The 12,475-nt window shown below is 42.8% G+C and carries 13 protein-coding genes and 1 rRNA gene; 5 read left to right on the plus strand and 9 right to left on the minus strand.

The window, feature by feature from the left end; translation table 11 throughout:
- The 5 genes from FTU44_RS00005 to ftsY all read right to left on the minus strand — a co-directional run.
- A 16S ribosomal RNA gene (locus tag FTU44_RS00005) occupies positions 1-334 on the minus strand; the annotation flags it as partial.
- 477 nt (positions 335-811) lie between these two features.
- Entirely contained in the window at positions 812-1,465 is a 654-nt protein-coding gene (locus FTU44_RS00010; protein WP_100357024.1) for a DUF2057 domain-containing protein, read from the minus strand.
- Between the two features lie 198 nt (positions 1,466-1,663).
- On the minus strand, positions 1,664-2,257 hold the full coding sequence (locus FTU44_RS00015) for a nitroreductase family protein (protein ID WP_005097059.1): 594 nt from the start codon (positions 2,255-2,257) through the stop codon (positions 1,664-1,666).
- Between the two features lie 191 nt (positions 2,258-2,448).
- Complete coding sequence (locus FTU44_RS00020; RefSeq protein ID WP_005097060.1) at positions 2,449-3,138, minus strand: nitroreductase family protein; 690 nt, start codon at positions 3,136-3,138, stop codon at positions 2,449-2,451.
- Positions 3,139-3,311: 173 nt separating this feature from the next.
- Positions 3,312-4,418 carry a signal recognition particle-docking protein FtsY gene (ftsY, locus tag FTU44_RS00025; protein ID WP_005097061.1) on the minus strand — a complete coding sequence of 369 codons (1,107 nt, stop codon included), beginning with the start codon at positions 4,416-4,418 and terminating at the stop codon, positions 3,312-3,314.
- A gap of 178 nt (positions 4,419-4,596) precedes the next feature.
- On the opposite strand from ftsY, the gene FTU44_RS00030 reads away from it, so the two are divergent.
- Both FTU44_RS00030 and FTU44_RS00035 read left to right on the plus strand, forming a co-directional pair.
- A complete protein-coding gene (locus FTU44_RS00030; protein ID WP_180049030.1) occupies positions 4,597-5,991 on the plus strand; it encodes a pitrilysin family protein in 1,395 nt (464 codons plus the stop codon).
- A gap of 11 nt (positions 5,992-6,002) precedes the next feature.
- Positions 6,003-7,580: a pitrilysin family protein gene (locus tag FTU44_RS00035; protein WP_179999497.1), complete on the plus strand. Its 1,578-nt coding sequence runs from the start codon at positions 6,003-6,005 to the stop codon at positions 7,578-7,580.
- Here FTU44_RS00035 and FTU44_RS00040 read toward each other — a convergent pair.
- Positions 7,504-7,827, minus strand: coding sequence for a hypothetical protein (locus tag FTU44_RS00040; RefSeq protein WP_005170656.1), 324 nt, complete (start codon positions 7,825-7,827; stop codon positions 7,504-7,506). The two genes, FTU44_RS00035 and FTU44_RS00040, sit on opposite strands and share 77 nt — an antisense overlap.
- 97 nt (positions 7,828-7,924) lie before the next feature.
- Entirely contained in the window at positions 7,925-8,284 is a 360-nt protein-coding gene (locus FTU44_RS00045; RefSeq protein WP_035337940.1) for a hypothetical protein, read from the minus strand.
- 224 nt (positions 8,285-8,508) lie between these two features.
- On the opposite strand from FTU44_RS00045, the gene FTU44_RS00050 reads away from it, so the two are divergent.
- The 3 genes from FTU44_RS00050 to FTU44_RS00060 all read left to right on the plus strand — a co-directional run bounded on the left by FTU44_RS00050 (position 8,509) and on the right by FTU44_RS00060 (position 9,811).
- A complete protein-coding gene (locus FTU44_RS00050) occupies positions 8,509-8,742 on the plus strand; it encodes a hypothetical protein (protein WP_005097069.1) in 234 nt (77 codons plus the stop codon).
- Between the two features lie 152 nt (positions 8,743-8,894).
- The gene (locus FTU44_RS00055; RefSeq protein WP_005097070.1) at positions 8,895-9,275 is read left to right on the plus strand and encodes a DUF2750 domain-containing protein; all 381 of its coding nucleotides are present in this window, start codon (positions 8,895-8,897) and stop codon (positions 9,273-9,275) included.
- Between the two features lie 104 nt (positions 9,276-9,379).
- On the plus strand, positions 9,380-9,811 hold the full coding sequence (locus FTU44_RS00060) for a CBS domain-containing protein (protein ID WP_005097071.1): 432 nt from the start codon (positions 9,380-9,382) through the stop codon (positions 9,809-9,811).
- Positions 9,812-9,966: 155 nt separating this feature from the next.
- Here FTU44_RS00060 and trpB read toward each other — a convergent pair whose 3' ends face one another.
- Together trpB and FTU44_RS00070 are read right to left on the minus strand one after the other, a co-directional pair.
- Complete coding sequence (trpB, locus tag FTU44_RS00065; protein WP_180049031.1) at positions 9,967-11,175, minus strand: tryptophan synthase subunit beta; 1,209 nt, start codon at positions 11,173-11,175, stop codon at positions 9,967-9,969.
- Positions 11,176-11,283: 108 nt separating this feature from the next.
- On the minus strand, positions 11,284-12,471 hold the full coding sequence (locus tag FTU44_RS00070; protein ID WP_159138293.1) for a VWA domain-containing protein: 1,188 nt from the start codon (positions 12,469-12,471) through the stop codon (positions 11,284-11,286).
- Between the last annotated feature and the right edge of the window lie 4 nt (positions 12,472-12,475).

A 12,475-nucleotide genomic window follows, 5' to 3' on the forward strand; every position in this document is an offset into this window, starting at 1 on the left:
AGTCTGGGCCGTGTCTCAGTCCCAGTGTGGCGGATCATCCTCTCAGACCCGCTACAGATCGTCGCCTTGGTAGGCCTTTACCCCACCAACTAGCTAATCCGACTTAGGCTCATCTATTAGCGCAAGGCCCGAAGGTCCCCTGCTTTCTCCCGTAGGACGTATGCGGTATTAGCATCCCTTTCGAGATGTTGTCCCCCACTAATAGGCAGATTCCTAAGCATTACTCACCCGTCCGCCGCTAGGCCAGGTAGCAAGCTACCTTTCCCCGCTCGACTTGCATGTGTTAAGCCTGCCGCCAGCGTTCAATCTGAGCCATGATCAAACTCTTCAGTTTAATACTATGTAGTGCCTTAAAGGGCACCAATCTTGGCTCATCAATTTCCTGACAAATATTTCTCAAATAAACTTCGAGTCATTTCTACCATCAATCAATGAAAATAATTTCGATCGATCAACCAGTAAAAATCCACACAAGTTGTTCTTCATAAGCTCTTAATGATCTTCTTGCTCTTCGTCAGAAACAAGTTACTAGGCAACTCACACAACAACCCAACTTAATCAGCTAAGTTCGTTTTGCTGTATCGCCTTGATGCAGCGTATTCTATACACTTTAAAAACAAGCGCAAGGGCTTTTCTCAAAAAGATTCAAAAAAGTGACGTGTACGTTTATTTTTTAATCTAAAATGTTATTTTTAGCCTTTTCTGAGAGGTTTTCCAGATTTTTTGCATTAAAAGTATAACCAAATATAAATCTCTGCACTCTACCTATTAAAAAAGCATCAATACCATTTGATCCTTCATACTTTATCTTTTAATTCGTCTGTTCAGCCAACCAAGTCATAAATTTTTGACGTTCAGCTTTGGAGGCCTTTTGCCATAATTGAATGAGTTGTTGATCATTCTGCCCGATGAATTGAGTTTGAGGAGTGGCGACCGTAGCTACACTAGCTGCCTGAGCATATACAGGTGCTGGTTGATTAAGTGATGTTGCTGACTTGCTACTCATCTCGACTGTTTTGGTCAATACATTATTTGCAAACCATGTTCTCGCTGCATCTTTAGCGCCCGCTTGCTGAACAAGCAGCTGATTTTTTGCATCATATAAGCCAATGATGGGCTGATCCTGGTACTTTTTAGCTTCGTCAAAATTCTGAGGTGCATTAATTAACGCTAAACGATAGGTTTCACCATCTTTAAGCTCTGGAGTTTTTACAGTAAGCACTCCCGACTTTAAAATGTCATGTGAATTATCAGAGTGCTGAAAAAACTCATTATAGCGGACGCTGATATTATTCATTCCAGCATCCAGTTTATAAGTTGAATTAGAACGTAATAGACTTGATTTTATTTCCTGATTATTTACCGCAACGATCTTAATTTCTTCAGGTACTGTAATAGTCACCGCTGAAAAAACCGAGGTACTAAACAACAGTGCCGCTACAGTTGCCGCAATACGAAAATCCATATCATCTACTCATTTCAAGTTAATTATTAAAGTTGAGCTGCACTATGCCGCGTCGAAATGACAATTTTATGACAAAAACTTCTCTTATTTCACCTGAACTTTTAGCATTTATTTGACTAGCAATTTTAAATTATCTGCTATTAGCCAGTACAAATAAAAAAAGAAGCACAAAAGCACTTCTTTTAGCTGAAACCCGATTTATGCAAAGGTTTTAAAACGCTCCGCATCATCCATAAAGGTTTTTTCGCCTGCAGGTGCTTCAATAGAACCAAAGACCAATTGCGCGCGAAGCTTCCAGTGCGATGGGACTTCAAAAGTTTGTGCAACTTCTTCATCAATAATTGGATTGTAATGCTGCAACGAGGCACCGATATTTTTCTCTGCCAAAGCTGTCCAGGTTGCAAACTGCGCAATGGCTGAAGAATGCTCTGACCAGACCGGGAAGTTATCGGCATAGAGTGCAAACTGTTCTTGCATCGATTTCACCACATTCTGGTCTTCATAAAACAATGCGGTGCCATAACCTGCTGCAAAACCATTAATTTTATTATTGGTTGCTTCAAATGCATCTGTCGAAACAAGATCACGCAAGGTTTCACGCACAATATGCCAGAAAGTATCATGTGATTGACCAAATAAAATTACCACACGAGAAGTTTGCGAGTTAAAAGATGATGGGCTATGTTTAACTGCATCTTTAATGAGATTTTCAATTTCAGCCTGCTCCAGGCTCACATTTTTCCCAATGGTATAAATGCTTCGGCGCTGTTTGATTTGATCTAAAAATGCCATAAATTCACCTCTATGTATTTTGATTATTAAAAACTGATAAAGTCATACTACGTGTTTTGAGCACTTAAAACAGGTGCATTCCCATAACAATGTGTTTTATTTATAGAACAATCAGACTTAGATCTGAATAGAATATTTGTATTAGATTTCATTCGCAGCATCCATGCTGCTATACCGTCCTTCATCGGTTTTTAACCCAATACTTTAAAAAAGTGCTGATCTTGCTGTTCTAATTTTTCTTTTGCTGCCTGCTCAATCGAGCCAAAGCAAAGTTGGGCACGTAACAACCAGCTCTTTTCAATGTCAAAATGCTCGGCGACTAAAGTGTCGATCTGCGGATTATAATGCTGTAAAGATGCACCTAAACCCGAATCTGCCAATGCAGTCCACACGGCAAATTGCGCCATTCCTGATGTCTGTTCAGACCAGATCGGGAAATCTTCTGCATTGAGCGGCATTTTCTTTTGTAGTTGCTGAATCACGGCTTGATCTTCGTAAAATAAAATCGTGCCATATGCCGCGGCACACTGATTTAACTTGATCTCTGCACCTTCGTAAATATGTGTGGGCACATGCTGGCGCTGAACCTGTTTGACAAGTTCCCAAAACTTATAATGAGAATCCGCAAATAACACTACAATCCGCGTACTTTGGGAATTATAGGCTGAAGGACAACTGCGAACTGCTGCCTGAAGCATTTCACTCAGATACGCCTGACTATAATGTACCCGCTTGCCAAGTTCATAAATACTACGGCGCTTTTTCAACTGATCAACAAAAGTCAGTTTCAAATCATCATCAGGTTTGTTTTTTTTCGAAAATTTAAAGTCCTTGGTTATATCACTTGTTAATACCTGACCAATTTTATTTAGCAATGCCATTTCTTCCCCCCACAAAACCCAGCTAAAACAGCTCGAATAATCCCATACAAGTATAATGGCTTTATTACGGTAGATAGATCTGGTTCATATTTTCTAGCTGATTTTTAAAGCATTCAAACCCCTCAAAAACAACAAACTCCGCACTTAGCGGAGTTTGTGTGAATTATCACGCATTATTTATTTTCAGTTTCAAACAATGCAGCAACAAAAGATTTGGCAGAGAAAGGACGCAAGTCATCAATTTTCTCACCCACACCAATAAAGCGAATCGGCACATGAGTACGACTGGCAATATTAAACAGTACGCCACCTTTGGCAGTCCCATCGAGCTTGGTAATGGTCAAACCGGTTAGGCCTACCGCCTCATCAAACATTTCGACCTGGTTAATGGCATTCTGACCTGTTCCGGCATCGACAACCAACATCACTTCATGTGGTGCAGTCGCATCAATTTTCTGCATGACACGTTTTACTTTGGTCAACTCTTGCATCAAATGACCTTTGTTATGCAAACGACCAGCTGTATCAGCAATTAATACATCTACGCCTTTGGCACGCGCACTTTCAAAAGCATCGAAAATGACTGAAGCCGAGTCTGCACCATTGCCTTGAGCCACGACCGCAATATTATTACGCTCACCCCAGATTTGCAGCTGCTCCGTTGCAGCTGCACGGAAAGTATCACCTGCCGCCAGCATGACAGTCTTGCCTTCACCTTGCAGACGTTTGGCCAGTTTACCAATCGTGGTGGTTTTACCTACACCATTTACACCGACCACTAAAATCACATAAGGCGATTTATTCGGATCAATGTGTAGCGGTTTTACCCGGGGTGCCAATAAAGCCACCAGTTCTTCCTGAAGCGCCTTATACAGTGAATGCGAGTAGATCAAGTCACCACGTTCGGTACGCTCGGTCAGGTTAGCAATGATGGTCTTGGTGGCTTCCACACCAATATCGGCCACCAGCAGCTGCTCTTCGACTTCTTCTAATAATTCATCATCAATTTCTTTACCACCGATCAGGATATTGACCATCCCATCGGCAAGGTTTTTACGGGTTTTGGTTAAACCCTCTTTCATACGGCTAAAGAAGCCACCTTTCGCCGCAGAATCTTCATTTTCAGTTTCTGTTACGACAGGTGCAGAAACTACAGCTGCTTCGCTTGGCGTTTCTACGATAGGCACATTGACCGCAGGTAAGCTCGGTAATGTGACATCATCATCTCCGATATCAGCATCAATCAAAAATTTGTTTTGCCCATTAGATTGCTGTTGCATGCCGAATCCTTGAAAAGCATTGCGTTAAAAACCCAGATTCTACCATAACTTGCCTGCTTTGCAGCTAGCAATGCAAATGCTGGACAAACATACCAAAAAGCTACAGCTCTTGGTTGCTTTCATCTCCGCATTTATTAAAAATAACCCTAAATACAAATGCCTATTTTTGGGAGATCTAGTGTCCGCCACCTTTTTGACTGTCTCCTCTTTTTCCAGAATGATTAAACAAACACTTTATCCACTTGGTGCCTTATTGCTGGGATTAAGTATTAATCAGGCCCAAGCCCAGACTCGCAGTGAATTATCACGCACCACTTTTGAAACGACTTTAAGCAATGGATTAAAAGTCATTATTCGGGAAGACCATCGTGCGCCCATGGTGATGACCCAGATCTGGTATAAAGTCGGCAGCAGTGATGAATCTGGCAATATTCTGGGGGTATCGCATGCACTTGAACATATGATGTTCAAAGGTACGCATAAAGTTCCAAATGACGAATTTAACCGTCTGAGCCGGATTTATGGCGGCAGCATCAACGCCGCCACCTTTACCAATTACACCAATTATTATCAGCTCTATCCTAAAGCCTATTTCCCCATGGCACTGGAACTTGAATCTGACCGCATGAGCAATTTATTACTGCGGCAGCAGGACTTTGCGCCAGAAATTAAAGTGGTGATGGAAGAACGGCGCCAGCGTACCGATGACAACCCGCGCGCTCAGGCCTTTGAACGCTTTAAATGGATCAGTTATCCGACCAGCCATTATCGCCAACCGGTGATTGGACATATGAAAACTCTAAATAATATTCAGTTAAATGATATCAAAAAATGGTATCGGGACTGGTATAGCCCGAATAATGCCATTCTGGTAATTGTCGGAAATGTGGAATCGGAAGCGGCTTTAGCGCAAGTGCAAAAATATTTTGGAGATATTCCTGCGCGTCCAACACCGCCACGTAATGATGTGCTGGAGTTTGAACGCTTAGGCTATCGACATATGGAAATTAACAGTAATGTTCAGGTGCCCAATCTGTACATGACCTGGAATGTGAAATCCCTCGGCACTGCCAAAAACCCCCAAGATGCGTATGCCTTGACCATTATTCGTAGCCTTTTGGACAGCGGCATTTCTTCACGCCTGCAAGACCGTCTGGTGCGTGATCGTAAAATTCTGACCTCTGTCAGCGTTTCTTATGATCCTTATAATCGTGGTGACAGCCTGTTTGGCATTTCTGCCTTACCTGCGCCAGGCGTATCTTTGCAAGAGGCACAACAAGCGATTCAGGATGAAGTGGATGTACTCAAAACCACCGCCATGACCCAACAGGAAGTAGATCGTATCAGTACCCGCTTTATCTCCAGTTTGATTTATAGTCAGGATGATATTGCCGGCCAGGCCAAAATGATTGGCAATCTGGAAGTCAATGGACTGAGTTATCGGCTGATGGATCAACTACCCAAGCATTTTGAAAGTGTCAGCGTTCAGGATATCCAGCGTGTCGCCAATGCCTATTTCGTCCGAGACAATCTCAGCACACTTTATCTCTCACCTGAACAAAAAGCCCAATAATGGGGATTGCAATGCGTCATCATCTTCGCCCTTTTTTACTTATTTTTATTTTAAGTTTTGCTTCTGCTGTTCATGCAGAAAATTATCTGGACCCTCAACCCGATCAAAACGATAATCCGAGTCAGTTACAGTCTATCCCTCTGTTGCAAAGCCTGAAAAATCTCAATCCGCAGCGTGAATTTCAGGCACCGTATATTCACGACCTGAACAATCGCTATCAGGTACGTACGCTATTTGTTGAAACCCAAGATCTTCCAATGGTGGATATCCAGCTGACCTTTAATGCCGGCTCGGCGCGTGATCAAGAAATTACTAAAGGACTCTATGGCCTGTCCAGCATGGCAGCCAGGCTGATGCGTGAAGGCACAGACAGATATAGTGCGAATCAGGTGGCGGCAATTTTTGACCAAGCCGGCGCACAATTTAGCGTACAGGCCTATCGAGACATGTTTGTGGTTCGGCTGCGTACGCTTTCAGATCCAAATAAATTGGAACCGGCACTCGGAATGATGATGGAAGTTCTAAAGAATGCGTCATTTAAACCCGCCAGTATTAATCTGGCTTTAAGCAATACCCAAGTGGGACAAAAGCAATTACAGGAAAATCCAAGCCGGCTGATGGATATTCGTTTTTATCGTACTCTATATGGTCAGCATCCTTATGCAGAACCAATCAGTGGCACCCAAGGCAGTACCAAGAAAATTAATGCCGAATTATTAAAACAATTCCGTGATCAGTTTCTGGTGGCGCAAAATATGAATATTGCTATTACCGGTAAACTCAGCCCCAAACAGGCGCTGGAACTGTCAGAACGGATTGCCGGCAATTTAACTCAAGGTCAAAAAGCAGCTGCATTACCACAGCCTGAAATTAAATCTGGTTTTGAAGTGGTGCATTTACCCTATAACTCGTCTCAGGCGCATATCACTTTTGGACATATAGGGCCATCACGCTTTACTGAAGATCGACTGGCCCTAGAAGTCGCCAACCGCATGTTTGGCGGGAGTGGATTTAATGCAGTACTGATGCAGGAACTGCGGGTCAAACGTGGTTTTAGCTACGGCGCTTATAGCTCATTCAGCTTTAGTCAGGCACCCGGAGTATTCAGCTTTAAATATTCTACACGGCAGGATCAGCTACTAGAAAGTATTCAGGTTGCACATCAGGCATTTATCAATTTTGTCAGCCAACCGATTGACACTCAACGTCTGGAAGAAACCAAAGCAGGCATGCTGCGCGCCTTCCCTAACAATTACAGCAGCAATGCCACCATTAATGCCCAGTTAGGCAATATGGGCTTTTATAGTGAGCAAAATGATTATTTATCTAGTTATCCGGAACGTCTGGCCAGAATTAGCGCAAAGGATGTGCAAAATGCAATACGCAAACATTTACATCCAGACCGCCTAACGCTGGTCGTGGTCAATAAAGAACTGGATAAAGATGCCTTGAAAATGCGCTTGGAGCAGAATTTAATGGATGCCAATTTCAATTTGCCAGCAAACCCTGTGCCTAAGGCATCTCCACCGAGAGCGGTGGCAGCTGACGCGCCCGCAGAGACTCCTGCTGATAGGCCTGCATCAATTTAAGATACTGCCCACGACGGATGTGCTGCTGCTCTAACAGAGCCAGTGCCAGATCCTGAGTTTGGGGCAAATTTTGCTGTTCAGAAAGTTGCCGAATCTGGGTGATTTGAGAGATGTTAAGCGGACGATAGAGAGCCAATGCGGCTAAAAATAAAATTACCACAACCATAAAAATGACAACAATATTATAAATCTGTTCCAGCTTGATTCTGCTGAACCATTGAATTAACTTTTCTGTATCTATAGACATACACTACCTCAAGTTAAAGGTAGTGTATGGTTAGGCTTATATAAGTTCAAGTCAGTAGCGCCATATTTAGCAGGGCTAAAATCCACGACTCTGCGGATTAGCTCATCATTCTGCTCAGAATAGTGGAATAGAGCACCAATGCTACAATCACCAATACCAGTGCAACAGCAAATTTACTTAACCCCGCTTCTGCTTCAGGGGGATGCAGGCGATCTTCATCTGCAATTCGAACCAACTCGCCATTATAGAGTTTATAGAACTGCTCACGCTGATTGACGTCCAGAGCACGGGTAAAGTCATACACCTCTTTACGTTGTGCCAGTCCATAATTACCTAGATGCGTATATTTACTAAATATAGCGTCATCCAGTTTCTTGCGATGCAAATGTGCAAGTTCAAGGATTTGCCCAGCAGTTGGTGGCATATCAAAATTTACACCATCTAAAGTTCTTGTCATCATGGCTTTCTCCTTATTGTTTGATCTCTATTTACAATTTATCTTAATAATATTTATAAGTGTGTATAGTTTAGTCATGTAAACTATAACTAAAGTAAACGAATAAAATCGAATGGTTGACTTTTCCATTATTTTGTAATATTAGTTTAACAATACTAAGTTATATTTGTATTTAGACTGATTAGTCTGTCCTGTAATCATAATTAAAATTAAGGAGTTTTTATATGATACAACAACTCTCTCAACACGATCTGGAACATCTGTATGCAGATGCCGTGAATACCATCCAATCCCAAATGAACTTTGTGGATGCGGTAAAACAGCTTGAAGATGCAGCTCGTGCAGGTCATGGTAAAGCAGCACTTTTTTTAGCAGAACTTTATTATCAAGGTTTCCGTGTAGAACGGGATTCACTCAAAGCGCAGTACTGGCAGAACATGGCCACCCTGCAAGCATAATGAAACGTCACCTAGGTGGCGTTTTTTTCAGCCCTTTTTTTCGATAAATAGCAATAAATACATATTTTCTTACCAATCCTTGCAAAGCTGAAACAGTAATTACTTATAAAGTTCCTAGAATAGGGTCTGACATCCAATAGCACTTTATTCTAATGAAACCACGAAAAATTATTCAAATTGATCCGATCTGTAAAGAATCCCTTTTCAAGATCACCATGCTGAAATCTTTAAGGAATTGTGGCGAGCTATGGGGCGCATATCATAAAGGCTGGGCAATGATGCGTGATCAGGAAGACTGTATTTTCCCGTTTTGGCTAAATCCTCTCGATGCCAAAAATTATGCCCAGCAACATTGGCCTGATTATGCTCCGCGTAAAATCAATTCTGAAGATTTTGAAAATGCATTATTGCCGACCTTGTCGCGCCTGAATGTCACCCCAGCCCTGTGCAATACCAATGGCACCAGACTTAAACTGAGCACTGCACAGATGCGTCATCTATTTTTTTCACAACAAAGACTGCACATTGCGTAAATAACATGCTATTTATAAAGACTAAAACCTAAACACTTAGAGATGTTCAGGTTGAAGGCATACTCTAGGATTAATAATAAATTGACCAGTAAGGATGATGAAGCATGACCAATGTGGCACAGGTGCTGAATGAAAAAATGCATCAAGCTATTTATACCATCCGTCCAGATTCTACTGTTTTAGAGGCCATCACCTTGATGGCTGATAAAGGAATCGGGGCACTTGTGGTAACGCATGAAGATAACGTGGTAGGGATTTTGTCGGAGCGGGATTACACCCGTAAAATCGCCCTGATGCAAAGAACCTCTTTCGATACCACAGTCAATGAAATCATGACCTCTAAAGTGATTACCGTAAATACCTCGACGACTGTAGAAGACTGTTTAGCCTTAATGACTGAGCGCCATCTACGGCATCTGCCAGTGGTAGAAGATGAAAAACTGCTTGGTCTGATTTCAATCGGAGATTTGGTCAAAGCAGCAATGGATGACCAACGCAAACTGATTGATCAATTACAGCAATATATTTCAGGTTAAAAGCAGTTTAGTGTTTTTAAAAGATCTGAAACATGGCAAAAATCAAGTTTAAAGGCCCTTAATTTAAATAATAAAGTCATGACAAAGACGCAGATTTCACCTATAAAAAATCCCGGTACATGACCGGGATTTTTATATCAATATTGTCAGCGAACTTAATTTAAACCCAGCTTCTCTGCCACATAATCTGAGTCTTTATCACCACGCCCAGAAAGATTGACCACGATTTTGACTTCTTTTGGCAACTTACCCGCCTCACGAATCGCCCAAGCGACTGCATGTGAACTTTCTAATGCCGGCACAATACCTTCGACACGTGACAAGGTCATGAAAGCATCCAGACATTCCTGATCGGTCGCTGTGGTGTATTCAACCCGACCTAAGTCTTTAAGCAAACTATGCTGCGGACCCACCCCTGGATAATCCAGACCTGATGCGATCGAATGAACCGGCAAAGGTTCGCCCTGTTCATCTTCCAGAACATAACAGGCCATACCATGTAATTGACTTGGTTTACCCAAAGTTAAAGTCGCCGAATGCATATCAGTGTCCAAACCATGACCTGCCGGCTCTACACCGACCAATTTCACATCTGGTTCATTCAAAAATGCCGTGAATGCCCCCACTGCATTTGAACCACCACCCACACAGGCAACGACATAGTCAGGATTTGCACCAAAACGCTCATTGGTTTGAACCTTGATTTCATCACCAATAATGGACTGGAAATCACGCACCATCATTGGAAATGGATGTGGACCGACCACTGAACCAATCGCATAGATAAAGTTTTTTGGATCTTTTAAATATTCTTCGAAGGCACTGTCAACTGCATCTTTCAACGTTGCCGTTCCACGCGTAACGGAAATCAGCTTAGCACCCAGAATCTTCATTTTCACGACATTTGGATGTTCTTTTTCGATATCCACCTGGCCCATATGAATTTCACAGGGAATACCAACCAAGGCACAGGCCGTTGCCAATGCTACTCCATGCTGCCCCGCACCCGTTTCTGCAATGACTTTGGTTTTGCCCATGTATTTGGCCAGCAAAGCTTCACCGAGACAGTGATTGATCTTGTGTGCACCGGTATGGTTCAGATCTTCACGTTTTAAGTAAATCTGTGCGCCGCCCAATTTTTCAGACAGACGTTTGGCATGAAATAGTGGACTCGGGCGACCGACATAGTGGGCAAACAAGTCTTTCAGCTCGTTTTGAAATTCCGGAGTATGGCGAATTTCCTGATATGCAACATTAATATCATCCATCGCCTGTTTAAGATCAGGCGGAATGAACTGACCGCCATAATTACCAAAGAAACCTGCTTCATTCGGTAATGCAATACCATTAATTTGATGATCCATAGCGATCCCTGAAAACTGGATTTAAAATAGAAATTGTGACTTCATCTTAAAGCGATTTTCATTAAAGCACTAATAACAATAGATAAAGTCACTGATAGAAAAATGGAATTAACGTGCCAAATATTTGGTCATATCCTCTATGCCTTTTAAGGTCATTGGAAACATATGGTTCTCAAAGATTTGCTTAATCAAACCAATGCTATGCGTGTAATGCCAATAATTTTCTTCTTCGGGATTGAGCCATGCGGTTTTATCAAAATGCTGACGTAGACGCTGCAACCAGACCTGTCCTGCTTCATCATTCATATATTCAACCGAACCACCGACCGAGGTGATTTCATAAGGCGCCATACTGGCATCACCAACCACAATCACCCGGTAATCACGGCCATAGGTATTGAATAAATCCCAGGTATTCATGCGCGAGCTGGAACGGCGGATATTGTCTTTCCAGACATAGTCATACAGGCAGTTATGGAAATAAAAATAGTCCAGGGTTTTAAATTCGGTTTTGGCTGCGCTAAACAGCTTTTCACACTGGGCAATATGCGAGTCCATCGAACCGCCGACATCAAACAGCATCAAGACTTTAATGCGGTTACGGCGTTCAGGCACCAGCTGTACGTCTAAAATACCCTGCTTGGCGGTTTCACGAATCGTGCCATCGATATCCAGCTCTTCGGCTGCTCCTTGACGCGCGAATTTACGCAAACGGCGCAGTGCCATTTGCATCTGGCGACTTCCCAGAATCTGCTCATCATCGAGGTTGCGATATTGACGCTGCTCCCAGACTTTTACCGCAGAGCGTTTCCGTCCCGGTCCACCAATACGCACCCCTTCCGGATGATCGCCATAAGCACCGAAAGGCGAAGTGCCGCCGGTACCAATCATCTTGTTGCCACCCTGATGTTTTTTATGCTGTTCGCGCAAGCGCTCTTCCAGCATTTTCATCAGTTCTTCTAATGATCCGGCTTTTTTCAGCTCTTCGCGCTGTTCAGGAGTCAAATGCTTTTCAAGCAGTTCAAGATCGAACCAGTCTTTGGGCAGCTTATGCACCTGATTCAGCAGTTCATCAATATCAAAGCTCTGAATACCATCAAAATAGTCTTTCATGGCGCGATCGAATTTGTCGAAATAGCGCTCATCCTTAACCATTACAGTTTTGGCCAGCTGATAGAACTCATCCTGATCGGCAAAGACCAGTCCAGCCGCAACCGCCTGATTCAAATCGATCAGCTCACGGGTTGAGACCGGTACGCCATATTTGCGTAAGGTATAAAACAGTCGCACAAACATGCGT

It is taken from the genome of Acinetobacter sp. YH12105 (assembly GCF_013419095.1).
In the GTDB taxonomy this organism is placed as follows: domain Bacteria; phylum Pseudomonadota; class Gammaproteobacteria; order Pseudomonadales; family Moraxellaceae; genus Acinetobacter; species Acinetobacter pseudolwoffii.